Genomic DNA, 26979 nt, shown 5'->3' with positions numbered 1-26979 from the left:
GCGCAGCGAGTCATCAATGCGCACCGTCGATCATCGGCCGGATCTGGTCACATGGTTGAAGCCGCGACGCCCGGATGCCTACGGTCCTGTGCGTGCTGACTCCTCTCTCCCTGAAGACCGAGTACACCGTCCGACCGCTCGGTGTCGACGTGAACCGGCCGCGGTTCAGCTGGGTCGCCACCGCTCCCGGGTACGGCGCGACGCAGACGGCGTACCAGCTCCTCGTCGCGTCCGCGCCCGAGTTGTTGACTCCGGAGAGCGCGGACGTCTGGGACTCGGGGAAGGTCGAGTCGTCACGGACCTTCGGCATCGAGTACGACGGACCGACGGCTGCGCGGACGCGGTACTACTGGACCGTCCGGCTGTGGGACGAGGGCGCCGGCGAGTGGGCTGCACCGGAATGGTTCGAGACCGGTCTGCGCGACGAAGGCTTCGGGGCGGCCCGGTGGATCGGCGGGGCGACGGACAGCGCTCCCCTGCTCCGGCGTGGGTTCGCAATCGACGGGACGGTGCGCCGGGCTCGGTTGTACGCCAGCGGACTCGGCTACGCCGACCTGCGGCTCAACGGGCAGGCGGTGAGTGATGCCGTGCTCGATCCCGGCTTCACGGCCTACGACCATACCGTACTGTATGGTACGCACGATGTGACCGAGCTGCTCGTGCCCGGGGACAACGTGGTCGGCGCCGAGCTCGGGCGCGGGTTCTTCGGTCTGACCTCGGTCAACGTCTGGCGTTGGCACCAGGCGCCGTGGACCGCCGACCCGCGGCTGATCGCTCGGCTCGTCGTCGAGTACGACGACGGGCGCGTGGACGAGTTCGTCACCGACGAGTCGTGGCGCGTCACCGGCGGACCGACGCTCTCCGACTCGCTCTACACAGGCGAGACGTACGACGCCCGCCGCGCGCTGCCGGGCTGGGACACCCCCGGATTCGACGACTCGTCCTGGTCGGCGGCCGCCGTTGTCGAGGCACCCAAGGGCAAGCTGACCGCGCAGGCCCACGAGCCGATCCGGGTGGTCGAGACCGTGGATCCGGTCGACGTCACCGAGGTCCGGCCAGGTGTGTGGATCGTGGACTTCGGTCGAACCGTCGCGGGCTGGACGAAGCTGTCCGTGACTGCGCCGGCCGGTACGACGATCAGCCTCACCCACGGCGAGACAGTTGCTGATGGCAACGTGGTGGCGAAGAACCAGCACGTCGACGGCGACCGGATCCAGTGCGACGAGTATGTTGCGGCTGGCAACAGTGCGGTGGAGGTCTGGGAGCCGCGCTTCTCGTACAAGGGATTCCGGTACGTGCAGATGGAGGGCGCGCGGGCAGAGGTGCAGATGCGGGTGGTGAACTCCGACGTCAGCAGTGTGACCCGGTTCGCGTCGTCGCAGGCGCCGTACGAACAGTTCGAGCACGCGATGCGACGTACGGTCCTGAGCAATCTGCACGGGATCCCGACGGACACGCCGTTCTTCGAGAAGAACGGGTGGACCGGGGACGCGCAGGTGGGTTCGCCGACGATGCAGGCCACCCTCGACCTGGCGCGCTTCTTCACCAAGTGGCTGAGCGATATCCGGGACAGCCAGGCGGACTCCGGGCAGCTGCCGGTGATCGTGCCGTCGAGCGGATGGGGGTTCACCGACCTGTCCCCCGCGACCGAGTGGCCGACGGTGTATCCGTTCCTGCTCCGCGAGATGTACCGCTGGTACGGCGACGAGCGGCTGCTCCGCGAGCACTGGGAGTCGCTGACCCGCTACCTGTCCTGGGAACTCGGCCGGGTCGAGGACGGGTTGTCGGTGAGCGTGCTCGGCGACTGGCTTCCGCCGGGCTACGGAAACGGCCCGGCACCGGAGGACCGGCGCCTGACGGGTACGGCGTACCTGCACCGGGCCGTCGTCGTCGCGGCGGAGATCGGCGAGTTGATTGGGCAGCCCAACGACTATCGGAAAGCCGCCGCCGAGCTCGCGGACGGGCTCAACCGGGCGTTCCTGGACCGCTCGGCCGGACGATACCGGTCGGCTCAGGATCCGGACTATCGGCAGACGTCGAACGCGCTGCCGCTCGCGTTCGGGATCGTGCCCGACGACATGGTTGCGCGGGTGGCGGCCGGGTTGGCCGCCGATGTCGAGGCGCGCGGATTCCATCTCAACACCGGATGCCTGGGTGTCGGCGTACTGCTGCCCGTGCTGACCGCGCACGGGTACGGCGATGTGGCAACGAAGGTCGCGCTGCAGCGGAGCTACCCGAGCTGGGGTTACTGGTTCGACCTCGGTGCGGACACGATGTGGGAGATGTGGGAGGACGACTCACGGTCGCGCAACCACTACTTCCAGGGCACGGTCGTCCAGTGGATCTTCGAGAACGTCGCCGGGCTGCGCGTGGTCGACGCGGGCTGCGAGCGGATCGTGGTCCGGCCGGATGCGCGCGACGAGGTGGACTCGGCGAGCATCCGGACCGAGACGATCCGCGGGCGGGTGTCGGTCTCCTGGCAGAAGACGGGACGCGTGCTGTCGTTGGAGGTGCAGGTGCCGGTCGGCACGACGGCAGAGGTGTATGTGCCGTCGGCAACTGCTTCGGACGTCGCCGCCGTTCCGCTGTCGTTCGCGGGGGTACCGGTGTACGACGACGGGTACACGATCTACACGGTACCGGCCGGGCAGTGGCACTTCACAAGTCGGTCGGCGTGACCCTGTTGTCTAGAGCTTGGTGTAGATAAGGTCGCGAACGTCGCGGCCCTCGGCCTGGGCGCGGGACTCGAACTTGGTCACCGGGCGCCACTCGGGTCGTGGGGCCCAGCCGTCGTACTGGTTGCGCAGGGACGGCTCGGCCTCGCAGACCGCGAGCATGCGGTCGGCGTAGTCCGCCCAGTCCGTTGCCAGGTGCAACGTTCCTCCGGTTTGCAGGCGGGATGCAACGAGTCCGACGAACGGGGAGCTGACCAGGCGGCGCTTGTGGTGACGCTTCTTCGGCCATGGGTCCGGGAAGTAGATACGTACGCCGGCCAGCGCGCCCGGCACGACGTGGTCGCGGAGGAAATCGAGCGCGTCGCCCTGCAGCAGGCGGACGTTGTCGAGGTCGTACTTCTCCACCCAGAGCATCAGCTGTCCCAGGCCGGCGGGGTACACCTCGGCGGCCAGGTGGTTGACCTCGGGCGCGGCGACGGCGAGCTGCGCGGTCGCCTCACCCATGCCGGACCCGATCTCCAGCACGGTAGGCGCTTCCCGGCCGAACCACTTGGCAAGATCGAGCTCCCCCGGCGGGAGATCCTCCTGCGCACGGCCGAGCTCCGACCAGTGCGTCTGCCAGACCCGCTGCTGCCCAGCCGTCATCCGAACACTTCGCCGGACCGTGCTGAAGACGCCCGCCTGCCTGACCTGATCCACTGCTTCCACCACCAGGTGAGTCTATTAGTCGTCCCAGAACAGGTGCGCGACGGTGTTGTGGGCGCGGCGGGTGGTGCGGAGGTAGTCGTCGGAGAAGCGGCTGGATTCGCCGGGCGGGTAGCCGCAGATCTGGGCGACCGCGGCGAGGTCGCGGGGATCGCGCGGCAGCGAGTCGCTCGGCCGGCCGCGGACGAGCATGATCGCGTTGCGGATGCGGGTCGCCATCTCCCAGGCGGCGCGGAGCGTGTCGGCCTCGGTCGCATCGACGAGATTGGCTTCGACACCGGCGTACAGCGCTCCGATTGTGCGTGTCGTACGGAGCGTGGGAACGCGATGCGCCTCGCGGAGCTGGAGGAGCTGCACGGTCCACTCGATGTCGGCGAGACCGCCGCGGCCGAGCTTGGTGTGGGTGGCCGGGTCGGCGCCGCGCGGCAGGCGTTCGGCGTCGACGCGGGCCTTGATGCGGCGGATCTCCATCACGTCGCGCTCGCTGATCCCGTTCTCCGGGTAGCGCAGCGGATCGATCAGTTCGCGGAACGACTGACACAGGTCACCGTCGCCGCACAGCGGGTCGGCCCGCAGCAAGGCTTGCGCTTCCCAGACCGCCGACCATCTGGCGTAGTACGAGGCGTACGACGCGAGCGTCCGGACCAGCGGTCCTTGCCGACCCTCCGGGCGCAGATCCGCGTCGACTGCGACGGCTGGGTCCATGCCCGGCAACGCCAGCAGGCGGCGCAGCTCGGTCGCGGCCTGAGTCGCGAAGTCCGTTGCCGCTTTCTCGTCGGCGCCCGGCAACGGATCGTGGACGAACATCACGTCGGCGTCGCTGCCGTAACCGAGCTCGTGCCCGCCGAACCGGCCCATCGCGACGATGGACATCCGCGTCGGCTCGGGCTCGCCCTTCGCGACTGCGCGGCGCGCGACCTCGAGCGCGGTGGTCAGCGTTCCGACCGAGATCACGGTCAGCGCTTCGCCCACGGTTTCCACGTCAACCAGTCCCGACAGGTCGGCCGCCGCGATGCGGAACAGCTCCCGGCGGCGTACCGCTCGGATCGCCTGGACCGCGGCCTCCGGTGTGTCCTGCCGACGGGCGGCCGCGGACATCTCCGCCAGCAGCGCGTCCTGGGTCCGCGGTGTCAGTTCGCGTTCGTCGGCGAGCATCGCGGTTGCCTCGGGGGCGCGCTGCAGGAGGTCGACGGCGTACCTGCCGCTGGCCAGAAGGTGGGCGAGGCGTTCGGCCGAGGCGCCTTCGTCGCGGAGCTGGCGCAGGTACCACGGTGTCGAGCCGAGCGCGTCGGAGATCGTGCGGAACGCGAGCAGGCCGGCGTCCGGATCCGGTGATTCGGCGAACCAGCCGAGCATCGCGGGCAGCAGCGCTTTCTGGATCGAGGAACGCCGCGACACTCCCTCGGACAGCGCCTCGATGTGCCGCAGCGCCGACGCGGGATCGGCGTACCCGAGGGCGGTCAGCCGTTGCTTGGCCGCCTCCGGCGTCAGCCGTACCTCGTCGCCGGGGATGCGTGCGACCGCGGCGAGCAGCGGCCGGTAGAAGAGCTTCTCGTGCAGCCGCCGTACTTCGAGTGCGTGCTTCTTCCAGGCTGCGGTCAGGTCCTTGATCGGGTTCTTCGTGAAGCCGAGCGAGCGGCCGAGGCGGCGCAGGTCCGCCTCGTCGTCGGGGACCTGATGGGTACGGCGTAGGCGGTACAGCTGGATGCGGTGCTCCATCGAGCGGAGGAAGCGGTACGCGTCGGCGAGTACGGCGCCGTCGGTGCGTCCGACGTACCCGCTGGTGGTGAGGGACTCGAGCGCGACGAGCGTCGTACCGCTGCGGACCGACTCGTCGCTACGACCGTGGACGAGCTGCAGCAGCTGTACGGCGAACTCGACGTCGCGCAGCCCGCCGGGCCCGAGCTTCAGCTGGCGATCGACGTCCGCGGCCGGGATGTGGTCGATGACGCGACGACGCATCGCCTGCACGTCGTCGACGAAGCCCTCGCGGTCGGCCGCGGACCAGGCGAGGTCGCCGACCCGCTCGGAGTACTCCCGGCCGAGCGCCGCATCGCCCGCGACCGGACGGGCCTTGAGCAGCGCCTGGAACTCCCAGGTCTTGGCCCAGCGCTGGTAGTACGCGAGGTGGCTGTCGAGGGTGCGGACGAGCGGACCGGACTTGCCCTCCGGACGAAGCGCGGCGTCGACCGGCCACAGCGTGCCCTCGCCGGTGTGCGCCGAGCAGATCCGCATTGCGGCGGCGGCGAGCTGGGTCGCGGTCTTCAGCGCGGGCAGTTCGGGCTCGCCGTCGTGCGGCTCGGCGACGAACAGCACGTCGACATCGCTGACGTAGTTGAGCTCCCGGCCACCACACTTGCCCATGGCAATGATCGCGAGGCGGCAGTCGGCGGCGCCGGGGTGCGCGGCGAAGTACTCGTTGCGGGCGATGTGCAGCGCGGTCTCGAGCGCTCCGCCGGCCAGATCCGCGAGTACGGCGGCGACCTCGTCGACGAGCAGGCCCTCGGCAAGGTCACGCGCGGCCAGCCTCAGCAGCAGCCGGCGGTACTCGACCCGGAGCGCGTCGACCGGGTTCTCGGCGTCGACCGCCGTGGCGAGCTTGGCGGCGACGTCCTCGATCGACGGGCGGGCACCGGCCAGCGCGGGATCGGCGAGGTCGTACCAGTGGCGCGGATGGACGGAGAGATGGCGGCCGAGCGCCTCGCTGGCGCCGAGCACGTACACGAGCCGGCGGCGGAAGCCTTCGTCCATCTCGAGCGTGCGCGCGAACGCGGCCACGTCGTACTGGTGCCGGTGCAGCGCTTCGGCCATCCCGCAGAGCCCGTGCAGCGCGAGATCCGGATCGGCCGACTCCCCCAGCGTCGTGATCAGCTGCTCGGTCGCCATCGGGCTGTGCGAGTCGAGTGCGTCCAGTTCCTCGAGCATCCCGGCCGCCCGCTGCGGGTTCTCGAACCCGAGCCGGACGAGCCGTCCCTCCCACGACCCTCTCCGACCCTCAGCCACCCCCACAACCTATCGTGCAGGCCCCTCCGGGCACCCACCGACCACGGCCCGAGGCGCACAATGGTTGGCGTGTTCACAAAGTCTCAGCTGGATCGCGGGAAGATCGCGGGGAATACACGGTGTCGTGTAGCGGATTCGCTCAGTAATCGGCATGATGGCTTCTCATGGTCATGATGACGGGGTCGCTCGCCGTGCGCGGGACGGTGCTCTGGCTGACACCCCAGCAGGGCGGGCGAGTGTCGGGTCCGCCGGAGCCGGATTACGACTACGACTACACCGCGACGGCGTATCTCCCGCCGCGAACGCCGGATGACGGTCAGGCCGGGATCGCACTGCGCCGGTTCGCGCCGGGCGCCTGGCGTACGCCGGCCGAGGGGATTCTCGTTCCGGCGAAGGGGAATCGGGCCCAGCAGGTGATCCCCGGCTGCATCGTGATCATCACCGAAGGCGTCCGCCCGGTCGGGCTGCTCACGGTCGAAGAGGTGCACGCGCTGGCCCCGGACGGCACGCCGATCGTTCCTGTCGTCGAGCCCGTTCGCGAGGTGTTCGCCGACGCGCCGCCGGCTGAGGTGGCGCCGGCCGAACCGCCGTACCGGCACTCGACGGCGGCATCGCGGTGGACCTCGAAGCACGCCTCCGACGACGCACCGCCGCAGACCGCCGGAGTCTGAACACACTCTGTTGCATTAGATGCACTCAGTGTTACCTTCGGAACCATGCGTCACTGGAAACGGGTTGTCGCCGTCCTGCTGGTCGCCGCCGTCGCGCTCGTCGTCGAAGGCTGGGTAGTTCGCGCCCAGGCCGCTCCGACGTTCTTCAAGAGCTGCCAGTACGTCCGTACGCCGGGCGAGAGCGGGCGGCCGCCGTACTCGCTCGCGCCGACGATCGGCCTCGTCAAGGTGACCGTCCGGACGAACCGGGGGGACCTGGTCCTCACGCTGGATCGCGGCGCGGCTCCGTGCGCGGTCCACAGCTTCACGTACCTGGCGCTGAAGCGCTTCTACAACCAGACCCCGTGCCCGCGCCACACCCGGGCGATCCTCGAATGCGGCGCGGGCCGGCCTGGCTACCACTTCACGCCCGAACTGACCGGCCACGAGACCTACCCCCACGGCACCGTTGCCCTCAGCAACACCGTGGGTCTCGGCAACACCGCCGCCTTCTTCGTCCTCCCGGCGGACGCCACTCTCCCGCCGACCTCGACCATCATCGGCAAGGTGACGGCCGGCGCCGCCGTCCTCGACCGCCAGCCGACCACCATCCAGGAAGTCCTGCTCGGCTGAGTGGAATTGCTCATGTGGTCCGGGCGCAGCTGGTCGACGATTCCGGCATGAGCAAAAGCATCCAGCCCCAGCAGACCGCCGCGTTCTACGCCCAGGCCGTAGCGTCCTTCGGCATCTCACTCACAGCGATGACGGTCGCCCTGATCTACCTGCCGGCCCAGCCGTGGGTACGAGCGTTCCTGGCCCTCGGCCTCCTCTACACGGTCACGTCGACCGTCGTCCTCTGCAAGGTAGTCCGCGACCGCCAGGAACTCTCCGACGTAACCACCCGCGTAGACCAGGCCCGCCTCGACAAACTCCTCACCGAACACGACCCCTTCAGGGTCGACAGCTAGAGGACGGGGAGGAGTTTGTTGAGTTCGAAGGGGGTTACCTGGCGGCGGTAGTCCTGCCATTCGGCGCGTTTGTTGCGGAGGAAGAAGTCGAAGACGTGTTCGCCGAGGGTTTCGGCGACCAGCTCGCTGTCTTCCATTGCGCTGATGGCTTCGGCGAGGCTGCCGGGGAGGGGCTTGATGCCGAGGGCCTTGCGTTCGCGGGAGGTGAGGGACCAGATGTCGTCCTCGACCTCCGCGGGCAGCTCGTAGCCCTCCTCGATTCCCTTCAGCCCGGCAGCAAGCATCAGAGCGAACGCCAGATACGGGTTCGCGGCGGAGTCCAACGACCGGAACTCGACCCGCGACGACTGCCCCTTGTGCGGCTTGTACATCGGCACGCGCACCAGCGCCGACCGGTTGTTGTGACCCCACGAGATGAACGACGGCGCCTCGTCCCCGACCGCGAGCCGCTTGTACGAGTTCACCCACTGGTTGGTCACCGCGGTGATCTCGCCGGCGTGATGCAGCAACCCGGCAATGAACGCACGACCGGTCTTCGACAGCTGGTACTGCGCGCCGCCCTCGAAGAACGCGTTCCGGTCGCCCTCGAACAGCGACATGTGCGTGTGCATCCCGGATCCCGGCTGGTCCGACAGCGGCTTCGGCATGAACGACGCGTAGATGCCCTGCGACAGCGCCACCTCCTTCACCACGACACGGAACGTCATGATGTTGTCGGCGGTCGACAGCGCGTCGGCGTACCGCAGGTCGATCTCCTGCTGGCCGGGCCCGCCCTCGTGGTGGCTGAACTCGACCGAGATGCCCATCGATTCCAGCATCGTGATCGCCTCGCGGCGGAAGTCGTTCCCGATCCCCTGCGGCGTGTGGTCGAAGTACCCCGAGGAGTCGACCGGCTCAGGCGTCGTACCGGGTGCGCCGGTCAGCGACTTGAACAGGTAGAACTCGATCTCCGGGTGTGTGTAGAACGTGAAGCCCAGGTCCGCGGCCTTCGACAGCGTCCGCTTCAGCACGTGCCGCGGATCGGCGAACGACGCCGACCCGTCCGGCATGTTGATGTCGCAGAACATCCGCGCCGTACCCATCGTCTCGCCGCGCCACGGCAGGATCTGGAACGTCGACGGGTCCGGCTTGGCCAGCATGTCGGCCTCGGTCACCCGGGCGAACCCCTCGATCGCCGACCCGTCGAACCCGAGTCCCTCGGCGAACGCGCTCTCCAGCTCCGCCGGCGCCACGGCCACCGACTTCAGGAACCCGAGCACGTCGGTGAACCAGAGCCGCACGAAGCGTACGTCGCGCTCCTCCAGCGCGCGCAGCACGAACTCCTGCTGCTTGTCCATCAGTCCACCTCTCACCCAAGTCCGGAACTTCTCACAGTGTGCCCCGCCTCTGTTAAGCAGACGTTACGTGCCCAGGCGGACACAGGCATGCTCAGGGGCCTAGCGTGTTCCCGTGCAGACGATCTTCCACGCAGCGCTCATCGTGGCCGCGGTCCTCTGCGTCAGCGATCTGATCGTCAGTACGGCGCGCTTCGTGCAGTCGCTGCGCCGCAAAAGACCCGCCGAACGGGATGTGCTCGGCCGCCGCTGGCTGCCGGTCCCGGAGCTCGGGTTCGGCATGTGCGCGTTCTGCTGCCCCGGCCTGGTGACGCTCGGCCTGACCCGTCACGACGCGGAGAGTCTGCCCACCACGCAGATCCTGCTGGCCGCGCTGGTCTTCGGGTACGCCGGAGCCGTGCTCTCCCGCATCGTCCGTACGCCGGGACCGGGTGGCCGCCGCTTCCGTCTACGCGCCGGCCTGCTGCTGGGCCTCCCGGCTCTGTTCGGCCTGGTCTTCGGCCTCTCCGGCGTCGTCTGACCGTCGCGCCTGACGAGCCCGGTACCAGGGCACGATCCGCTCGAGCGGGGCGAAGGCCAGCCAGCACACCACCGTCGGCAGGAAGTGGATCAGCAGGATCGCCGTGTTCGCCGCGTGGAACCCGAGGAAGAACAGGGCCCCGAGCAACTGCCACCGCCCCTTGAGCCACAGGATGACCGGCGAGCAGAACTCCCCGATGATCCCGACCCACTGCATCACGTGAAGCACCCACGGATAGTGCAGCAGCCACTCCCCGACCGGGTGCGGCCGCCGCACGATCGCCCAGGTCAGTACGGCGCTGCCGGGCCACGTCAGCGCCCATCCGGCACTGCGCAGTTTCGCGATCGAGGACAGGAAGTACGTCGCGATCACGCAGATCTGCACACACCGGATCGCCCACCCGGCCGCCTCGGACCGGGTCTGGTCGCCGTACGACGCGATGCCGCGCCGGGCACCGCCGACGGTCGGGAGGACCCACAGCGCGATCACCAGCGCGAGGTGGTCGTGGTCGACCTTGCCGTCGCTCATCCCGATCAGCACCCACCAGGTGAACGCCGGCGCGACGATCCAGCCGGCGATCCGCGGGAAGTAGTTCGACGCACCGATCAGGCAGGCGACGATCAGGACGAAGTACAACGCGGTGGTGTTGGCGACCGACGGCTTCGGCAGGTCGAGCAGCCGCGCGAGCAGCAGCGGCTGGTAGAGCCCGGGATGCTCGCCCTTGTCGCGGGTGTCGCGGACGAACGCGTGCATGTCGAGGATGACGAACAGGTACAGAATCGTCCGCAACCAGGCGATCCGCCCCAAAGCGATCGCCGGCGCGAACCAGTTGACCGCCCTCACTTGCGCACCTCCCACGTCGCCAGCACCTGCGACGTCGGCGGTCCTTCGACCCGCCCCTTGACCAGCTGGGTGGTGTCGCGGATCAGCTCGAGCTTCACGTACTTCGGCTGGTCGGGATGCTTGCGCGCCCAGCCGTCGGCGACCTGCTGCAGCAACGACGGATCCTTCACGATCTCGCCGGTCCGCGCCTCGATCTCGGCCCGTGCGACGCCGGCGCCCTCGATGTTCAGCGGCACGTCGACCGTCGTACCGGCATCGGTGAGCGCGCTGATCCGGGTGTAGTCGATCTTGGCGTCGGCAGGCACCGACATCGCGTACTGCGACATCGGGCCGAACGGCCAGGCGTCGTCGGAGGCGCGCACCGATCCGTTGATCAGCAGACCGATGCCGACCACCGCGACCAGGACCCGTAAACCCTTGCCGACGGGGCCCAGACGCACGACGGCAGGGTTCTGCCGGCCCTCCTGACTCTGTGTCACCACGTCATTAGATCATTCCGGTTTGGAGGCTTTGTTCGTAGGGAATTTTCTACAGCATGACCGCCCCAGAAAATATCCAACGCGCCCGGGTCTCCCGGCGTACGTTGCTCGGCGCCACCGCCGGCGGCGTACTGCTCGGCGGGGCCCTGGCCGCGACCATGCCCACGACAGCGCTCGCCGCCCCCGCGCCGCGCTGTTACACGCGCACCGAATGGTCGGCGCGCCCGCCCAAGTCGGCGACCCAGGTGATCGGCAAACCCGACCACATCGTCATCCACCACACCGCGAGCCCGAATGTCACGGACTACTCGCTCGCGGCGGCGTACTCGGTCCAGCACTGGATCCAGGACCTGCACATGGACACCAACGGCTGGATCGACATGGGCAACCAGCTCACGATCAGCCGCGGCGGGTTCCTGATGGAGGGCCGGAGCAAGTCGTTGTCGGCGATCAACAACGGCCAGAACGTCCTCGGCGCGCAGACCGCGAACCAGAACAGCCACACGATCGGCATCGAACACGAGGGCATCTACGTCACTGAGGACGTGACGGTCCCGCTGTTCGACATGTCCGTGCTGACGTGCGCGTGGCTGTGCACGAAGTACGGTCTCGATCCGCATGTCGCGATCGTCGGGCACCGGGACTACAACACGACCCAGTGTCCGGGTGACGTTTTCTACGCGCGGTTGCCCGAGCTCCGCGACAGGGTGGCCGCTGTTCTCTTCGGTTGATAGGTAATCCTCCGGATCAGGAGTTCGAACGGGCCGCGGTAGTTCGCCCGCCGCATCCGGTCGGCTAGCACTACGGTCGCCAGCCAGGTCGCGACGGCGAGAAGTGCCGTCGTGGCAGTGGTGAGCGCGTGCGAGAGATCGAGCAGGTACGGCGTGAACACGACGGCCCACACGACCGACTGGGACAGGTAGCACGTCAGCGACCGTTGTCCGACGGCGGCGATCGCCAGGGTGACCGGGCCCTGGCGATCGCGCAATCTGCGGGCGATCAGGACGATCAGAGCGGCGTACCCGAAACCGCCGAAGACACCTGTTGCGTCGTGCAACGGACCGAGGATGCTGAGCGCGTGATCGCTCAGCTGGTCGAGGACGCCGGCGACGACGAGCGAGACCGGGAGTGCGCCGGCGACAGCGATCGTGAGGCCGAGGAGTGCCGTCGTACGGAGCAGGACGAGGTGCTGCGCCGGCCGTTCGAGGATGCGGCGACGGCCGGCCCACAGGCCGATCAGGAACGGTGTGACGAAGCCGATCCAGCCGAGGCCGGCGATGAACGGCTGTACGGCGATGCGGTCGGCGAACTGGCCGAGGAAGTGCGGCGGGAGCATCGCCGGGTCGGCCGCGTCGGAGGAGGTCGCGAGCGAGTCGCTGCTCGGCAGCGCGGTGAGGACGAGGACGAACGCGGCGACGATGAACAGCCAGCGATCCTTCCAGCGCAGGGCCCAGACGCCGAGGAAGAGCAGTACGCCGTACGCCGCGAGGATGTCGCCGATGTAGAGCAGCATCGCGTGCAGGAAGCCGAGGACGATCAGGACCAGACTGCGCCGCCAGAGCAGGGTGCGGATCGGCCACCAGGCTTTGCCGGCTTCGCGTTGGCGGCGGACGATCTGCGCGACGCCGTACCCGAACAGCACGCCGAACATCGGGAACGCGCGGCCGTCGACGAAGGTCGAGATCAGCAGGCCGACGACGCGATCGGGGGCCGAGCCGCCGGTCGGGAAACCGCCGAAGACGCGGTCGCTGTAGATGAAGTAGTGCGAGTTGGCCAGGGCGATGAACAGCAGCATGAATCCACGCGCGAGGTCCGGGCCGAGTGCGCGCTCGCTCAGCCCGGTCGGTCCGGCTTGGGTGCTCATGGCACCAGTGTTTCTGTGCTGGACCGGTGCCGGGTCCATCCAAAGTTCCTTCGGGCGTGAACCTTCGTCGCTGTTCGATAGGCGGGTGCACGAGGAAGCCCTGACCCGCTGGCAGCGCGGATGGTCCGCGTCGCGAGGGTGGACCGACTACCACGAGGTCGACGACGTCACCGTCGTACGCGTCGGCGAACCGGAGCGACAGGTCCAGTATGTCGCCACCGAGCAGCACGCGAACGCGGCCGCCCATCTCGCGCTGACCGACTCCCATCCGCCCGGTAGCTCCTGGCTGACGATCGCCACCGACGACCCGGACCGCTTCGCCGCCTGCCTGCCTCCACTCGACACGGTCCGCACGGAATGGCTGATGACGATCAGCCTGGCCGACCAGGCCCGGCACCCGGTGCCTCCGCCGTACCTGCTCGACGTGTCCGCCACGCCGTCGATCATCGACGTCGAGATCTGCGGCTACGGCGAGGTCGCCGCCACCGGCCGCATGGCCGTCCTGCACACCGGTGCCGTCGTCGACCTGATCACAACCGCCCCCGCCCACCGCCGCCGAGGCCTCGCCCGAGCCACCATGACCGCCCTGGCATCAGCGGTCCCTACCCCCACCGCCTACCTGTCAGCCTCCTCCCAAGGCCGCCCCCTCTACGAATCCCTCGGCTGGACCACAATCACTCCGGTCCTGATCGCCCGCACACCAGGAACCTCGCCGACATGAAGCAGATCATCGCGTTCACCGGACTGCCCGGCACGGGCAAGTCGACGCTGGCCGAAGCACTCGCGACCGAAACCGGAGTGCCGGCTTTCGCCGGCGACTGGTTGCTCGGCGCGCTCCGGCCGCACGGCGTACTGCGCGGACTCGAGCGGCCGGTGTTCCTCGCCATGTACTACGACCTGCTCGGCACATTGATCAAACGGCAACTGATGCTCGGGCAGTCGGCGATCGTGGATTGTCTCGTGAACGACGAGATCGCCGGCCGGTGGGAGGAACTGGCCGCGGAGTACGACGCCCGCCTGCGGCTCGTCGAGTGCGTCTGCAGCGACCAGGACGAACATCGGCGGCGGCTCGAAGGGCGGCAGCGCGGGATCCCCGGATGGCATGAGGTGGGGTGGGATCACGTCGGGCGGATGCGGGCCGAGTATCCCCGGCTGGACCGCGAACGGCTGACGGTGGACGCGATGGAATCGCTGAGCGGGAACCTTGTTCGGGTGGGTGGATACATTCGGCGTACGTAAGAGGTTGGCGAGGGGCGTGGGGATGAGCGGGGGGACCCAGTAATGTGCTCCCGTGCCTCAACTCCGAGTTGCTCTTGCTCAGCTGAATGTGACCGTGGGTGACATTGCTGGGAACGCCGACAAGATCGTCGCGTGGACCCGGAACGCGGTCGAGCAAGGTGCGCATGTGGTGGCCTTTCCCGAGCTCGGGCTGACCGGCTACCCGGTGGAGGACCTTGCGCTGCGGGCGTCGTTCGTGGACGCGTCGCAGGGCCGGATCCACGACCTCGCGCAGCGGCTTGCCGACGAGGGGCTCGGGGACATCGTCGTGGTCGTCGGGTACCTCGACCGGGCCGGCGGTACGGCGATGGGCGTCGACCGGCTCGGCCGGCCGAAGGGCTCCCCCACCAACTCCGCCGCGGTGATCCACCAGGGCCGGGTCGTCACCAGCGCGGTCAAGCACCACCTGCCGAACTACGGCGTCTTCGACGAGTTCCGGCACTTCGTCCCCGGCAACACCCTGCAGGTGATCCGGATCCACGGCATCGACGTCGCGCTGGTGATCTGCGAGGACCTGTGGCAGGACGGCGGCCCGGCCGCGGTCACCCACGAGGCCGGCGCCGGTCTCCTGCTCGTGATCAACAGCTCGCCGTACGAGGCCAACAAGGACGACACCCGCGGCGACCTGGTACGCCGCCGCGCCCGCGAGGCCGGCTGCGCACTCGCATACGTGAACCTCGTCGGCGGGCAGGACGAGTTGGTCTTCGACGGCGACTCGCTGGTGGCCGATGCCGACGGCAAGGTGTTCGCCCGCGCCCCGCAGTTCGAGCAGGGCAGCATGATCGTCGACCTGGACCTCCCGGCCGCATCCGGTACGCCGGAGGGTACCTACGAGGGCATCGAGATCGTCCATACCGTGCTGCACGAGGACCCGGTCGAGGCGTACGACGCGATGGAGCCGGTGATCGCTCCGCAGCTGTCCGACGAGGCCGAGATGTACGGCGCGATCGTGACCGGCCTGCGCGACTACGTCCAGAAGAACGGCTTCAAGTCGGTCCTGCTCGGACTGTCCGGCGGGATCGACTCGTCGCTGGTCGCCGCGATCGCCTGCGACGCGATCGGCGCCGAGCACGTGTTCGGCATCTCCAACCCGAGCATCTACTCCAGCGACCATTCCAAGGACGACGCCGCCGAGCTCGCCGCGCGGACCGGGCTGAACTACCGCGTGGTGCCGATCCAGCCGATGGTGCAGCCGTTCCTCGACACGCTCGGCCTGACCGGGCTGGCCGAGGAGAACCTGCAGGCCCGCGTCCGTGCGGTGGTCTGGATGGGCCTGTCGAACGCCGACGGCCACCTGGTGCTTGCCTGTGGCAACAAGTCGGAGCTGTCCGTCGGCTACTCGACGATCTACGGCGACGCGGTCGGCGGGTACGCGCCGTTGAAGGACCTGCCGAAGACACTGGTCTGGCGGCTCGCGAAGTGGCGCAACCAGGACGCCGTCGACCGCGGCCAGCAGCCGCCGATCCCGGCGAACTCGATCGCCAAACCCCCGTCCGCCGAGCTTCGCCCGGGGCAGCAGGACACCGACTCGCTGCCGCCGTACGACCTGCTCGACGACATGCTGGACGACTACGTCGAGCAGGACCGCGGCAGTGCGGAACTCGTCGCCGCCGGTTTCGACGCCGAGCTGGTCACGAAGGTGATCCAGCTCGTCGACCGCGCGGAGTACAAGCGCCGGCAGTACCCACCGGGCCCGAAGCTGACCCACAAGGCCTTCGGCCGGGACCGCCGGTTGCCGATCACGAATGCATGGCGTGAGGACGCACGAAAGGCAGCCGAGCACTGAGCGACTCCTGGCGGTACCGCCCATCCCAAGATTCCCCGTGGGGCTCGTCGGACGAGACCCACGATCGCTCCGGCCTGCCCCGCGACACCTACCCGGACGATGTGAGCGATCGCTCACCGTCAGCCGGTGGCGCTCACCCTCCGCATCGGTGGGACGATGGCAGCATGGTTGACAACTTCCTGTCGGCCGGTACCCAGGACGACGACGAGGAGCTGCCCTCGCCGTACGGGACCGGACCGAAGAATCGGACAACCGAGGAACACCGCCGCTCGGACTACGACAACGACCCCTGGCGGGATCGCGGATCCGGTAGTTCCGGACTCGGTCTCGACCCGTCGCCGTCGCTGCCGAACGCACCACGGACGTACGAGCGCGGCCCGGTGCCGCAGCAGCCGTACGTCCCCAAGCCGCCGTACCTGCCGAGTGCGCCGCCGCCTTCACCTCAGCCATCGCAGCATCCGTCGCAGCACCAGCCGCGGCAGCAACCACCGCAGCGTCCCGAGCGGCCGGAGTACTACGGGGAATCGCGCGACGAGTCGTACGAGCGGCCCGGGTACCAGGGCGAGAGCCCGTTCCGGCCGCAGCAGCCGCCGGCACAGCCACCACAGCCTCCGCAGCAAGGGCGGCCGAGTCCGTTCGGGCCGGGGAGCAACGGTGCACGGGCACCGCAAAGCCAACCGGGCCAGCCCGGTCAGTCTGGCCAGCCCGGCCAGCAGGCGCCGCGGCCGCCGGTTGCGCCGCAGTCGAGCAACGGTGTGACGCCACGACCGCCGCACACGTCCAACGGCAGCGCGAACTGGAGCAGTCCGGCGCCACAGCCCTCCCCTGCGCCGCAGCCGCCCGCTGCCAGCAACGGTCACGCGTCGAGTAATGGGCACGCGGCAAGCAACGGGTTGAGCAACGGACTCACCCCGCAGCAGCAGCCGCCGCGTCAGGCAGCGCCCGCGCAGGAGCAGGCTGCCCAGCCGCAGGAGCCCGTGCAGCGCCTTGAGCCACCGCGACAGGAGCAGCCGCGTCCCGAGCAGGTGCCGTCGCACGAGCAGCGGGCCCGCCAGGAGCTCGCTGCGCTGCAGGCCCAACTGGCCAGGCAGGAACAAGAACAGGCCTCCCGGCAGGAGCAGCCGCGCGCCCACGAGCAGGCGCCGCGCCAGGAGCAAGCGCCGACACGCGACGAGCGGGTGCGACCGGAGTTCGCACCACGTCAGGACGACGGCGCGCGGCAGGAGCAGGTCGCTCGACGCGACGACGCCGCACGCCAGGACCAGTCGTCGCGGCGCGACGACGCCTCACGGCCGCAGCAGCCGTCACGGCGCGACGTGCGCGACGAGCAGTCAGAACGGCGCGACGCGCGCGATGAGCAGGGCTCGCGGTTGCGGGCGGGTGGAGCTGGAGCTCCGACGGGCAACCCGGAGACGCAGACGATCACGGCGTACATGCCGGAGATGATCGAGGGGTATCAGCAGGAGCAGAACGGTTACCTGTCCGACCCGAGTGCGGAGTACGAGAGCAACGCGCCGGTGAGCGAGGAGCCTGACGGGCAGCGGCCGATCGGTGCGCGGCGGCGGGCGAACGTGCAGCAGGATGCCCCGAGCCAGATTCCGGCCGAGCCGGTCTCCACGCATCGGGCCGCGCGTCGCGCGCAGGTATCCGCGAGCACGGCGGCCGGCACCGACGGTCCGTCCGCGGCCGGCGGCAACCAGCCGGCGCCGGGCGGTTCGGCCGACGCGAGCAAGCGACCGCGGCGGTACCGCGTCCACCACCTGCGCGATTTCAAGAGTCGCGGCGAGAAGTGGGCGATGCTGACGGCGTACGACCAGTACACCGCCGAGATCTTCGACCAGGCAGGCATTCCGGTGCTGCTCGTCGGCGACTCCGCCGCGAACAACGTCTTCGGCTACGACACGACGCTGCGCGTCACCGTCGATGAGCTGATCCCGTTGGCGCGCGCGGTCGCGAGCGCGGTGGAGCGGGCGCTGGTCGTCGCGGACCTTCCGTTCGGTTCGTACCAGGCGTCGCCGGAGCAGGCGTTCCACACCGCCGTACGGTTCATGAAGGAAGCCGGTGTGCACGCGGTCAAGCTCGAGGGCGGCCGGAACATGGTGCCGATGGTCGAGAAGCTCACCCAGTCGGGCATCCCGGTGATGGCGCATATCGGCTTCACGCCGCAGAGCGAGCACAGCATCGGCGGGTACCGCGTGCAGGGTCGCGGCGATCAGGCCGCGGGTCTGATCGACGACGCCGTCGCACTGGCCGAAGCCGGTGCGTTCTCGGTCGTGCTGGAGATGGTCCCGGGTGATGTCGCCGCGGAGATCACCAAACGCGTCCCGATCCCGACCATCGGCATCGGCGCGGGCCGTGACACCGACGCGCAGGTCCTGGTCTGGCAGGACATGGCCGGCCTTCGCGCCGGCAGCATGCCGCGCTTCGTCAAGCAGTACGCCGACCTCCGCGGCATCCTGTCCACCGCGGCCGCGACGTACGCGTCGGAGGTTGCGTCGGGCGCCTTCCCGGGAGACGAACACACCTTCTAGACCACGCATCGTGCTGTCCGGGTAGCTCTCCGGATACTCCCCGCGAACCCTTGTTCCCCAGGTTTCGCGGGTTCACGATGTTTGCGGCAAAAGGGGAGGGCCGATGAGAATTCGCCGATTATTCGTTGCCGCAGGCGTCTCGTTCGCGTTGGTTGCCGGAGTAATCAGCTCCATTCCAGCCGCGAGCGCCGCACCGTCCAGTACATCCGGCCAGAAGCCGGCAAGCTACACGCCACCGCCGGTCCAATGGGCAGCATGCACAAATCCGACGCTCGCCAGCCGGGGCGCGCAGTGCGGGTTCGTCGTGGTGCCGTTGGACTACGACCACCCGGGTGGAACGAAGATCAAGCTCGCGGTGTCGCGGGTGATGCACAAAACTCCGGATTCGCAGGCACAGGGTCCGATGCTGGTGAACCCGGGCGGACCCGGCGGGTCCGGATTGATCTACGCGATCTTCGGTGAGTTCGTGCCGAACGGCGCCGGCGACGCATACGACTGGATCGGTTTCGATCCGCGCGGTGTCGGCTCGAGCCAGCCCGCACTGAGCTGCATCCCGGACTACGCCGGCTACAACCGGCCGTTGTACGTCCCGGTGACACCGAAGCTCGAGCAGATCTGGATCAACCGGTCCAAGGCTTACGCGAAGGCCTGCAACAGCGCCCAGCACGCCTTGCTCGGTCACCTGACCACGCTCGACTCGGTCCGCGACATGGAGAGCATCCGCAAGGCGCTCGGCGCGCCGCAGATCAACTACTACGGCTTCTCGTACGGCACGTACCTCGGCCAGGTGTACGGCACGCTGTACCCGGACCGCTTCCGCCGCGTCATCTTCGACGGCGTCGTGAACGCGACCCGCGTCTGGTACGACGCCAACCTCGACCAGGACTTCGCGTTCAACAAGAGCGTCAAGGTGTTCTTCGCGTACGTCGCCGCGCACAACTCCGTCTGGCATCTCGGCACCACCGAGCGCGCTGTCGAGGCGCTGTACTACGCCGAGCTGCGGAAACTCATCGGCCATCCCGCCGACGGCAAGATCGGGCCGGACGAGTGGAACGACATCTTCACCCAGGCGGCGTACTACGTGTACGGCTGGGTGGACGTCGCGAACGCGTTCGCGGGGTGGGTCCACGACCGTGACGCCGCTCCCCTGGTCGACCTGTTCGGCTCGCCGCCGTTCGACGACAACGGGTACGCCGTCTACCTCGGCGTCTCCTGCACCGACGCGAAGTGGCCGACGAACTGGAACACGTGGCGCCGCGACAACTGGCGCATCTACGCCCAGGCGCCGTTCCTGACCTGGAACAACGCCTGGTTCAACGCGCCATGCGCGTTCTGGCCCGCCAAGGCCGGCAACCCGGTGAAGGTCGACGGTCGTCACGTCCGAAGCGCGCTGCTGATCAACGAGACGCTCGACGCGGCAACGCCGTACTCGGGCGCCTTGCAGACCCGCAAGACGTTCCCGCACTCGGTCCTGATCGAAGGTGTCGGCGGTACGACGCACGCCGGTTCGCTGTCCGGCGTGGCCTGCACCGACGACCTGATCGTGGCCTACCTGCAGACCGGTGCGCTTCCGCCTCGCCGGCCGGGCAACCAGTCCGACGTCAAGTGCCCGCCGGTGCCGGCTCCGCAGCCGGAGGCTGCGGCCGCTGCGGCGAAGGCCAGCTCCGGGGCCACCGCTTTGCGGCAGGAACTCAGATCCACGGTAGGGCCGAGCGTTCGGTCCAGTACTCCTCGGGCTGCTGGATGAACTCGGTCAACGGTCCGTCGATTCGATAGGCGAGGTTGCTCGCCAGTTGGGAAGCAGTCGTGGCTCCGCTGAGGACGATGTCCGTCCACGGTTGAGCCATGGCTGCACCGATCGCCAGCGCGTCGGGAGCGATGCCGTGCTGGTGCGCGAACGCGTTGAAGGGCGTCTCACCGGCACGGCTGGTGAGGCGCCCGTTCGCGACGGCCTCCTTCACGACGACGAACCAGCCTGCCTCGTGCGCCTCTGTCAGGGCTGAGCCGGCGGAGGGCTCTAGCACGTTCCAGGTCGCTTGCACGGCGGAGAACGGCGTACCGAGGTCGACAGCCTTGCGGAGCGTCTCGGCTTGGCGCGGACCGCTCGTGGACAGGCCGACGCGGACGCCGGAGTCGGTGAGTTCGCGGAGACGGTCGAGCAAACTCTTGTCGTCCAGCGCCGGGCTGTCGGCGGTCAGGCTGTGGACGAGGTACAGGTCCGGCGGCCCACCAAGCGCTTGAAGGGTCTCCGGCCATTGCCGTTCGAACGTGGCGAGGTCGTGGCTCTTCACCTCGTGCGTCTCCGCGTCGTGCCGCCACTCACCGACGTACGTGTAGCCCCACTTCGACCCGACCGTGAGTTGCGGACGGCGCTCCGGCGTGAGCCACTCGCCGAGGAACTTCTCGGCAAGACCGTACGAACGCGCGGCGTCGAAGTACCGAACACCTGCCTGCCAGGCCTGCTCCAGCAACTGGTGCGTGCGGACCCGGAGATCCTCGACCGCGCGCCCCGGCGGGAGATCCTCGTCGTGCCCGAGGTTGATGTACCCCGGACGACCCAGCGCTGCCAGCCCAAGCCCGATACTCGCCATACCATCGATCGTAGATGTCCCCGGCAACCATGTGAGACGCGCCGCAACGGAGGGCATGCGACGGCCCGGGTCGCTTACCGTTTTGTGGTGTGAGCGAATCTCAGCTGCCACCACCAGGAACGGTCCGCCGCCGTACGACGGCCCGCGTGCTGCCCGTGCGTCCGGACGGCAAGGTGCTGCTGCTGCACGGCTGGGACCCGCTGAAGCCGCAGACGCCGTACTGGTTCACGATCGGCGGCGGCGTCGAGGCCGGCGAGTCCGTCGGTGAGGCAGCCAGTCGTGAACTGCGCGAAGAGGTCGGCATCGTGCTGCCGGCCGACGCGCTCGGTACGCCGGTCGCGACGAACACGATCGAGTTCGAGTGGGGCGGGTGCCGGATCATCCAGCACCAGACCTTCTTCGCGGTCGCGGTGGACCGCGTCGACGTGACGTTCGCGAACCAGGAGGAGCTCGAACTGCAGACCATCAGCAAGCACGGCTGGTGGTACGGCGACGACCTCGAGGCGACCGGTCAGGCCGCGCACGTGACGATCCCCGGCCTGCTCCGGCAGGCCGCCGACGCGATCACCTTGCGGCGAGCGTCCTAGCGGGCGCGGGCCGCCTTGAGGACCTTCTTCGGGACCTTCTTGTCGACCTTGTAGTGGACCTTGTCGAGACGCTCGGCGCAGCCTGCCTTGGACAGGCGCATCAGCACCACCGGGCACTTCTTGCACCTCGGCTTGTCCTTGCAGCACTTCTTCTTCGCGGTCATCGACGGCACCCGGCGAGTGTAGGTGAGGCATACCTAACCGTCTAGATGACAGAGCGGCTCGTGGCGGACGTCACGCCAGCTGCGCGGTCAGCAGTTCGCGCGCTTCGACCAGCGACGGGCCGTACCAGGTGAGATGCCGGCCGGAGATACACCGTGCGGGTTTGCCGAACGCCTCCGGACCGTCGCTGCCGGAAAAGGGATAAGGCTCGTCCGGCAGTACGGCAATGTCGTACTCCGGTAACGCGTCCGGGTCGAACCTCGGATAACGCTCGCCAGAATGAACGAGCGGAGCGACTTCATCAGCAGCGCCGTCCGCGAGCACGTTGTCGATGCCGATCCGGGCGAGCAGATCGCCCGCGAACGTGTCCCGTCCCAACGCCATCCACGGCCGCCGCCAGATCGGTATCACCGCACGCCGGCGCATTCCGTCGTACGACGTGGTCCAGACCGCTCGCGCTTCGTGCAACCACGACGGCACGTCGCCGGTGATCGCGGACAGCATGCGTTCGAGTGAGTCGAGTGATTCGGGCACTGTCGTCGGCGCGGTCACCCAGACCGCGATTCCGTCCGCGCGCAACGCGTCGAGATCGACGGCGCGGTTCTCTTCGAGATTGGCGACGACGACGTCCGGTGCGAGTTCGCGGATGCGCTCGAGATCGGGATTCTTGGTACCGCGAACACGTGCGACGTCGAGGTCCGCGGGATGCGTACACCAGTCGGTCGCACCAACGATCAGCGCCGGATGCGTGACCGCGATCGACTCCGTCAACGACGGCACGATGCTGACCACACGACGTACGTCGACGGGTAGTTCGACGGCGTTGTGGAGGTCGTCGTACATGCTCTTGCACCTCACCTTCGCAGGACGTTGCCGAGGACAACACTCGCCGATCGGGGCGGTTGACGGCAGATTCTGCCGCGTGTCGCCAAGAATTTATTCGGTTGGTCCGGCATGCTCACGGGACGGCGGAATCCCTTCTGCACAAGGATTTTCGGCATTTGCGCCGCTCTTTGCCGCCAGTTCGCCTTAACCTGCAGACGTTTCGGGTGCTTTACGTGGCGCACAAGTGTTGTCATCATCATGACGACGAGGAATCCACCGTGGTTTTCCTCAGCCGCACCAAGGAGGCAGAGTGCCAGCCAAGAAGGCAGCCGCAGGGAAGGCGACAGCCAAAAAGGCTTCTCCCGCCAAGAAGACTGTCGCGAAGAAGGCCCCGGCGAAGCGGACCACAACCGCGCGCAAGGTCAGCGCAGCAAAGAAGACAGCGACGAAGAAGGTGAGTGCGGCCAAGAAGACCGCCGCTAAGAAGACGGTGGCGAAGAAGGCGCCGGCCAAGAAGACCACCACCGCCAAGAAGGCCGTTGCGAAGAAGGCCCCGGCGAAGAAGGTCACGGCCCGCAAGACCGTTGCGAAGAAGGCGCCGGCCAAGCGCGCGACTGCTGCCAAGAAGACGACGGCAGCGAAGAAGACGACGACGGCCAAGCGCACGACCGCCGCCAAGAAGACGACGGCGAAGAAGACCGTCGCGCGGAAGACGGCTGCGAAGAAGGCGCCGGCGAAGCGCGCTACCGCCGCCAAGAAGGTTGCCGCCAAGAAGGCACCGGCGAAGACCGCTGCCAAGAAGGCGCCGGCCAAGCGCGTCGCGGCGAAGAAGACCGCGGTCCGTAAGGCCCCGGCGAAGAAGGCCCCGGCGCGTAAGACCGCGGCCAAGCGGGTAGCCCGCTGATCGAGACGTCCGCAGTCGCGCGACGTCGGTTGAACACCTGAGGGGCACCACCGGTTCGGTGGTGCCCCTCGGCATGCGGCCGGTGCGGCCTGCTCAGTCGTCGTCCCACTTCGGGTCGTTCTCCCAGGCCTCGTTGCGTTCCTGGACCTTCTCGAGGGCGCGGGCGGCTTCTTCCGGGGAGCTGTACGGGCCCAGCCGGTCGCCCGACTTCGCACCGGAGTACGGCTCCACCTTGCCGGTCTTGGTGTTGTAGTACCACTCGTTGCTGTGATCGTCGCTCATCTGGATGACCACCTCCTGGGAGTCTTGTCGCAGCTCTCTAGAATGATCTCACCATGTCGATTCTTACTGCTGGCGTCATTTCGCCGCGCCGCGACGTACCTGCATCCATCCCGCGCCCGGAGTACGTCGACAAGCCCGCGCCGACGCCGTTCGACGGTTCGTACGTGACGTCGCCCGAGCTGATCGAGAAGATGCGGGTGGCGAGCAAACTCGCCGCGCAGGCACTGCAGGCGGTCGGCGCGGCGGCGAAGCCCGGTGTGACGACCGACGAGCTCGACGCGGTCGGCCACGAGTACCTGATCGAGCGCGACGCGTACCCGTCGACGCTCGGCTACCGCGGTTACCCGAAGTCGCTGTGCACGTCGGTCAACGAGGTCATCTGCCACGGCATCCCCGACGACCGCCCGCTGGAGAACGGCGACATCGTCAACGTCGACATCACGGCGTACCTGGACGGCGTACACGGTGACACCAACGCGACGTTCCTTGTCGGCGACGTCGACGAGGAGAGCCGGCTGCTGGTCGAGCGCACGCTCGAGGCGCTGAACCGCGGTATCAAGGCAGTCAAGCCCGGCCGGCAGGTCAGCATCATCGGCCGCGTGATCGAGTCCTACGCCAAGCGCTTCGGGTACGGCGTCGTCCGCGACTTCACCGGCCACGGCATCTCCACGTCGTTCCACTCCGGCCTGATCATCCCCCACTACGACGACGAACGCTTCGACGACGTCATCGAGCCCGGTATGACGTTCACCATCGAGCCCATGCTCACCCTCGGCACCTACCAGTACGACCTCTGGGAAGACGGCTGGACCGCCACCACCAAGGACAAGTCCCGCACCGCCCAGTTCGAACACACCCTGGTAGTAACCGAAACCGGCGCCGAAGTCCTCACCCTCCCGTGACAATCACGCACTACGAGCCCACCCACCTCGCGGGCATCATCGCACTGTGCGAAGCCGAGCGCTGGCCGAGCGTCGGTCGCAGGCTCGTCGAGTACGCGGCTCCGCTTACCGGGGCGTTGCGGGTTGACCTGGTGACGGACACCGCGGACGACTTCTACAAGTCCTTCGATCACCGCGCGTTCTCGGGGTTCCGCATCTACCCGTAGCTGTAGGACAGCGGTAACCGACAAAGGCGGGTATTGCTGTTTCAATGGGACGGTGACTGCTGAGCAGTACGACGCGATTGTGATCGGGACCAGCCAGGGTGGACGGTTTCTGCCCGTCGACCTGGCCAAAGCGGGCCAGCGGGTAGCGCTGATCGAGCGCGGCCTGCTCGGCGGCGTCTGCGTCAACACCGGGTGCACACCGACGAAGACCCTGGTGGCGAGCGCTCGCATCGCTTACCAGGCACGCCGCAGCGCGGAGTTCGGCGTACGCGTCGGTCCGGTCTCGGTGGACCTGGCCGCGGTACGCGAGCGCAAGCGGGCCATGGTCGCCGGCGCGCGGCAGAACTATGCGAGCCGTCTGGCGCAGAACGGCCTCGACCTGATCGAAGGCGAAGCGCACTTCATCGGACCCAAAGCAGTCGAGGTCACCCTGTCAGGCGGCGGGACACGACAGCTGACCGCGCCGACGATCGTCATCGACACCGGAACGCGGGCCGCGACGCTCGAGATCCCCGGCACGGACGTCGTACCTGTGCTCGACTCCACGTCGATCATGGAGCTGGACGAGGTGCCGGAGCACCTGATCGTCCTGGGCGGCGGATACATCGGCCTCGAGTTCGGCCAGATGTTCCGCCGGTTCGGCAGCGAGGTCACCATCGTCCAAAGCGCTGCCCGCCTGCTGATGCTGGAGGACGACGATGTCTCGGACGAGGTGGCCGGCATCTTGCGCGCCGACGGCATCACGGTCCTCACATCGTCCTCGCCGGTTCAGGTCGAGCAGGCCGGCGACGGCATCCGGCTGATCGTCCAGACACCGGACGGGGAGGAACAGCTCGAAGGTTCCCACCTGCTGTCGGCGATCGGTCGCGTCGCGAACACCGAGGCACTGACGCCCGACGCAGCCGGCCTTCGGCTCGACGACCGTGGCTTCGTCGAGGTCGACGAGTACCTCGAAACCTCTGTCCCTGGTGTCTATGCGATGGGTGATGTGAAGGGCGGCCCGGCATTCACCCACTTGTCGTACGACGACTACCGCGTCCTGCACGCCAACCTGGTACGGCAGGAGAAGGCGAGCATCCGGGACCGGCTCGTCCCGTACGCAGTGTTCATCGATCCGCAGCTCGGTCGCGTCGGCATCACCGAACGGGAGGCTCGTGCCCAGGGCCGCAGGATCCGGGTCGCCAAGCTCCCGATGAGCGCTGTCATCCGGGCACTCGAGACCGGCGAGACGCGCGGGTTCCTCAAGGCCGTGGTCGACGCGGACACCGGGCAGATCCTCGGCTGCGCGATGCTGGGCGCCGAGGGCGGCGAGCTCATGAGCATCATCCAGGTCGCCATGCTCGGCAACCTCACCTACACGGCCATGTCGAGCGCGATCTTCACCCACCCGCTCCTGTCAGAAGGCCTCAACAGCTTGTTCGCCCTCTTCGAAACCGACAGCTGACCGACCGGCCCTCACCCGGCAACCGCAAACCACGGGGTATCCCTGCCGCGATCACACCTGACCATTGCCATCGGCAACCGACGGCACTACGCACGTCACCGACCCCACCACAACCAACGAGCAGTCCCCCGAACCACCCGTTCCTCAGACGGCAGACCGCCGGCCACCGCCCAGTCGTCGACCACACCGGGTGTCGACCACCACGCAGTCGTTCAAAGCGGTACGTCGCCGCCGAGCAACACCGCCGCCAAGCAACCAATGGTCAGTCGAGCGGCGTGGGGTCGTCGAGCAGCGTGTAGTCCTCAGACACACAAAAGGGTCCTCAGACACAAAGGCCCTCCGGGCACCAAAGGGTCTTCGCACACCACCGCGCCGAACGCGTCCCCTACACCGTCACCCCTCACCCGGTCGAAGTCGCCTGTCGGGCCGCGCTCCTCACA

At 68.3% G+C, this 26979-nt stretch carries 26 protein-coding genes; 16 read left to right on the top strand and 10 right to left on the bottom strand.

Annotated elements, in window-relative coordinates; translation table 11 throughout:
- The first annotated feature begins 92 nt into the window (after positions 1–92).
- Entirely contained in the window at positions 93–2678 is a 2586-nt protein-coding gene (locus tag ABT313_RS11125; protein WP_350851073.1) for a family 78 glycoside hydrolase catalytic domain, read from the top strand.
- Between the two features lie 9 nt (positions 2679–2687).
- Here the strand turns inward: ABT313_RS11125 and trmB are convergent, their stop codons facing one another.
- Both trmB and ABT313_RS11115 read right to left on the bottom strand, forming a co-directional pair.
- The gene (gene trmB, locus ABT313_RS11120; RefSeq protein WP_350851071.1) at positions 2688–3386 is read right to left on the bottom strand and encodes a tRNA (guanosine(46)-N7)-methyltransferase TrmB; all 699 of its coding nucleotides are present in this window, start codon (positions 3384–3386) and stop codon (positions 2688–2690) included.
- Positions 3387–3398: 12 nt separating this feature from the next.
- The gene (locus ABT313_RS11115; RefSeq protein ID WP_502883957.1) at positions 3399–6383 is read right to left on the bottom strand and encodes a bifunctional [glutamine synthetase] adenylyltransferase/[glutamine synthetase]-adenylyl-L-tyrosine phosphorylase; all 2985 of its coding nucleotides are present in this window, start codon (positions 6381–6383) and stop codon (positions 3399–3401) included.
- A gap of 164 nt (positions 6384–6547) precedes the next feature.
- On the opposite strand from ABT313_RS11115, the gene ABT313_RS11110 reads away from it, so the two are divergent.
- The 3 genes from ABT313_RS11110 to ABT313_RS11100 are packed head-to-tail and all read left to right on the top strand — an operon-like array spanning position 6548 to position 8001.
- Complete coding sequence (locus ABT313_RS11110) at positions 6548–7054, top strand: hypothetical protein (protein ID WP_350851069.1); 507 nt, start codon at positions 6548–6550, stop codon at positions 7052–7054.
- Between the two features lie 45 nt (positions 7055–7099).
- Positions 7100–7666: a peptidylprolyl isomerase gene (locus ABT313_RS11105; RefSeq protein WP_350851067.1), complete on the top strand. Its 567-nt coding sequence runs from the start codon at positions 7100–7102 to the stop codon at positions 7664–7666.
- A 47-nt stretch (positions 7667–7713) separates the two neighbouring features.
- Positions 7714–8001, top strand: a complete 288-nt coding sequence (locus ABT313_RS11100; protein WP_350851065.1) for a YiaA/YiaB family inner membrane protein — start codon at positions 7714–7716, stop codon at positions 7999–8001.
- Here the strand turns inward: ABT313_RS11100 and glnA are convergent.
- On the bottom strand, positions 7998–9338 hold the full coding sequence (glnA, locus tag ABT313_RS11095; protein ID WP_130446933.1) for a type I glutamate--ammonia ligase: 1341 nt from the start codon (positions 9336–9338) through the stop codon (positions 7998–8000). The genes ABT313_RS11100 and glnA overlap by 4 nt on opposite strands.
- A 112-nt stretch (positions 9339–9450) precedes the next feature.
- Here glnA and ABT313_RS11090 point away from each other — a divergent pair, with 112 nt between their 5' ends.
- Positions 9451–9855: a hypothetical protein gene (locus tag ABT313_RS11090; RefSeq protein ID WP_350851061.1), complete on the top strand. Its 405-nt coding sequence runs from the start codon at positions 9451–9453 to the stop codon at positions 9853–9855.
- Here the strand turns inward: ABT313_RS11090 and ABT313_RS11085 are convergent.
- Positions 9784–10698, bottom strand: a complete 915-nt coding sequence (locus ABT313_RS11085) for an HTTM domain-containing protein (RefSeq protein ID WP_350851059.1) — start codon at positions 10696–10698, stop codon at positions 9784–9786. The two genes, ABT313_RS11090 and ABT313_RS11085, sit on opposite strands and share 72 nt — an antisense overlap.
- A complete protein-coding gene (locus ABT313_RS11080; protein ID WP_350851057.1) occupies positions 10695–11138 on the bottom strand; it encodes a hypothetical protein in 444 nt (147 codons plus the stop codon). Before ABT313_RS11080 ends, ABT313_RS11085 begins: the two co-directional genes overlap by 4 nt.
- A gap of 95 nt (positions 11139–11233) precedes the next feature.
- On the opposite strand from ABT313_RS11080, the gene ABT313_RS11075 reads away from it, so the two are divergent.
- Entirely contained in the window at positions 11234–11908 is a 675-nt protein-coding gene (locus ABT313_RS11075) for a peptidoglycan recognition protein family protein (RefSeq protein WP_350851056.1), read from the top strand.
- Here the strand turns inward: ABT313_RS11075 and ABT313_RS11070 are convergent.
- Positions 11854–13041, bottom strand: a complete 1188-nt coding sequence (locus ABT313_RS11070) for a DUF418 domain-containing protein (protein ID WP_350851054.1) — start codon at positions 13039–13041, stop codon at positions 11854–11856. The two genes, ABT313_RS11075 and ABT313_RS11070, sit on opposite strands and share 55 nt — an antisense overlap.
- 85 nt (positions 13042–13126) lie before the next feature.
- Between ABT313_RS11070 and ABT313_RS11065 the strand changes: the two genes are divergently transcribed.
- The 5 genes from ABT313_RS11065 (at position 13127) to ABT313_RS11045 (ending at position 20383) form a co-directional block, all read left to right on the top strand.
- The gene (locus ABT313_RS11065) at positions 13127–13762 is read left to right on the top strand and encodes a GNAT family N-acetyltransferase (RefSeq protein ID WP_350851051.1); all 636 of its coding nucleotides are present in this window, start codon (positions 13127–13129) and stop codon (positions 13760–13762) included.
- Positions 13759–14280, top strand: a complete 522-nt coding sequence (locus ABT313_RS11060) for a P-loop nucleotide/nucleoside kinase family protein (protein ID WP_350851049.1) — start codon at positions 13759–13761, stop codon at positions 14278–14280. Before ABT313_RS11065 ends, ABT313_RS11060 begins: the two co-directional genes overlap by 4 nt.
- Positions 14281–14332: 52 nt before the next feature.
- A complete protein-coding gene (locus ABT313_RS11055) occupies positions 14333–16105 on the top strand; it encodes an NAD+ synthase (protein ID WP_350851047.1) in 1773 nt (590 codons plus the stop codon).
- A gap of 164 nt (positions 16106–16269) precedes the next feature.
- Positions 16270–18636, top strand: a complete 2367-nt coding sequence (gene panB, locus ABT313_RS11050) for a 3-methyl-2-oxobutanoate hydroxymethyltransferase (RefSeq protein WP_350851045.1) — start codon at positions 16270–16272, stop codon at positions 18634–18636.
- A gap of 103 nt (positions 18637–18739) precedes the next feature.
- On the top strand, positions 18740–20383 hold the full coding sequence (locus ABT313_RS11045; protein WP_350851043.1) for an alpha/beta fold hydrolase: 1644 nt from the start codon (positions 18740–18742) through the stop codon (positions 20381–20383).
- Here the strand turns inward: ABT313_RS11045 and ABT313_RS11040 are convergent.
- The gene (locus ABT313_RS11040; RefSeq protein WP_350851041.1) at positions 20328–21227 is read right to left on the bottom strand and encodes an aldo/keto reductase; all 900 of its coding nucleotides are present in this window, start codon (positions 21225–21227) and stop codon (positions 20328–20330) included. The genes ABT313_RS11045 and ABT313_RS11040 overlap by 56 nt on opposite strands.
- An 89-nt stretch (positions 21228–21316) precedes the next feature.
- On the opposite strand from ABT313_RS11040, the gene ABT313_RS11035 reads away from it, so the two are divergent.
- On the top strand, positions 21317–21814 hold the full coding sequence (locus ABT313_RS11035; RefSeq protein WP_350851039.1) for an NUDIX hydrolase: 498 nt from the start codon (positions 21317–21319) through the stop codon (positions 21812–21814).
- On the opposite strand, the gene ABT313_RS11030 is transcribed toward ABT313_RS11035, so the two are convergent.
- The gene (locus tag ABT313_RS11030; protein WP_350852146.1) at positions 21811–21987 is read right to left on the bottom strand and encodes a hypothetical protein; all 177 of its coding nucleotides are present in this window, start codon (positions 21985–21987) and stop codon (positions 21811–21813) included. The genes ABT313_RS11035 and ABT313_RS11030 overlap by 4 nt on opposite strands.
- 61 nt (positions 21988–22048) lie before the next feature.
- Complete coding sequence (locus ABT313_RS11025) at positions 22049–22819, bottom strand: helical backbone metal receptor (protein ID WP_350851037.1); 771 nt, start codon at positions 22817–22819, stop codon at positions 22049–22051.
- A 292-nt stretch (positions 22820–23111) separates the two neighbouring features.
- On the opposite strand from ABT313_RS11025, the gene ABT313_RS11020 reads away from it, so the two are divergent.
- Positions 23112–23705, top strand: coding sequence for a histone H1 (locus ABT313_RS11020; RefSeq protein ID WP_350851035.1), 594 nt, complete (start codon positions 23112–23114; stop codon positions 23703–23705).
- Positions 23706–23798: 93 nt separating this feature from the next.
- Here the strand turns inward: ABT313_RS11020 and ABT313_RS11015 are convergent, their stop codons facing one another.
- Positions 23799–23987: a hypothetical protein gene (locus tag ABT313_RS11015; protein ID WP_350851033.1), complete on the bottom strand. Its 189-nt coding sequence runs from the start codon at positions 23985–23987 to the stop codon at positions 23799–23801.
- Positions 23988–24040: 53 nt separating this feature from the next.
- Between ABT313_RS11015 and map the strand changes: the two genes are divergently transcribed.
- From map to ABT313_RS11000, 3 genes are read left to right on the top strand one after another with little or no spacing between them, the layout of a single operon-like run.
- Positions 24041–24889, top strand: a complete 849-nt coding sequence (gene map, locus ABT313_RS11010; RefSeq protein ID WP_350851031.1) for a type I methionyl aminopeptidase — start codon at positions 24041–24043, stop codon at positions 24887–24889.
- Positions 24886–25095, top strand: coding sequence for a hypothetical protein (locus ABT313_RS11005; RefSeq protein ID WP_350851029.1), 210 nt, complete (start codon positions 24886–24888; stop codon positions 25093–25095). Before map ends, ABT313_RS11005 begins: the two co-directional genes overlap by 4 nt.
- A gap of 52 nt (positions 25096–25147) precedes the next feature.
- Positions 25148–26539 carry a mercuric reductase gene (locus ABT313_RS11000; protein WP_350851027.1) on the top strand — a complete coding sequence of 464 codons (1392 nt, stop codon included), beginning with the start codon at positions 25148–25150 and terminating at the stop codon, positions 26537–26539.
- Positions 26540–26979 lie beyond the last annotated feature (440 nt).

The organism is Kribbella sp. NPDC000426 (genome assembly GCF_040300265.1).
Taxonomy (GTDB): domain Bacteria; phylum Actinomycetota; class Actinomycetes; order Propionibacteriales; family Kribbellaceae; genus Kribbella.
This window is presented reverse-complemented; position numbering and strand designations above follow the sequence as displayed.

Bases quoted from the DNA above. Each gene is read 5' to 3' on its own strand.
- ABT313_RS11100 (WP_350851065.1), top strand. From the start codon at position 7,714: ATGAGCAAAAGCATCCAGCCCCAGCAGACCGCCGCGTTCTACGCCCAG.
- glnA (WP_130446933.1), bottom strand. From the start codon at position 9,338: ATGGACAAGCAGCAGGAGTTCGTGCTGCGCGCGCTGGAGGAGCGCGAC.
- ABT313_RS11105 (WP_350851067.1), top strand. From the start codon at position 7,100: ATGCGTCACTGGAAACGGGTTGTCGCCGTCCTGCTGGTCGCCGCCGTC.
- ABT313_RS11045 (WP_350851043.1), top strand. From the start codon at position 18,740: ATGAGAATTCGCCGATTATTCGTTGCCGCAGGCGTCTCGTTCGCGTTG.
- panB (WP_350851045.1), top strand. From the start codon at position 16,270: ATGGTTGACAACTTCCTGTCGGCCGGTACCCAGGACGACGACGAGGAG.
- ABT313_RS11070 (WP_350851054.1), bottom strand. From the start codon at position 13,041: ATGAGCACCCAAGCCGGACCGACCGGGCTGAGCGAGCGCGCACTCGGC.
- ABT313_RS11015 (WP_350851033.1), bottom strand. From the start codon at position 23,987: ATGAGCGACGATCACAGCAACGAGTGGTACTACAACACCAAGACCGGC.
- ABT313_RS11075 (WP_350851056.1), top strand. From the start codon at position 11,234: ATGACCGCCCCAGAAAATATCCAACGCGCCCGGGTCTCCCGGCGTACG.
- ABT313_RS11025 (WP_350851037.1), bottom strand. From the start codon at position 22,819: ATGTACGACGACCTCCACAACGCCGTCGAACTACCCGTCGACGTACGT.
- ABT313_RS11040 (WP_350851041.1), bottom strand. From the start codon at position 21,227: ATGGCGAGTATCGGGCTTGGGCTGGCAGCGCTGGGTCGTCCGGGGTAC.
- ABT313_RS11110 (WP_350851069.1), top strand. From the start codon at position 6,548: ATGGTCATGATGACGGGGTCGCTCGCCGTGCGCGGGACGGTGCTCTGG.
- map (WP_350851031.1), top strand. From the start codon at position 24,041: ATGTCGATTCTTACTGCTGGCGTCATTTCGCCGCGCCGCGACGTACCT.
- ABT313_RS11060 (WP_350851049.1), top strand. From the start codon at position 13,759: ATGAAGCAGATCATCGCGTTCACCGGACTGCCCGGCACGGGCAAGTCG.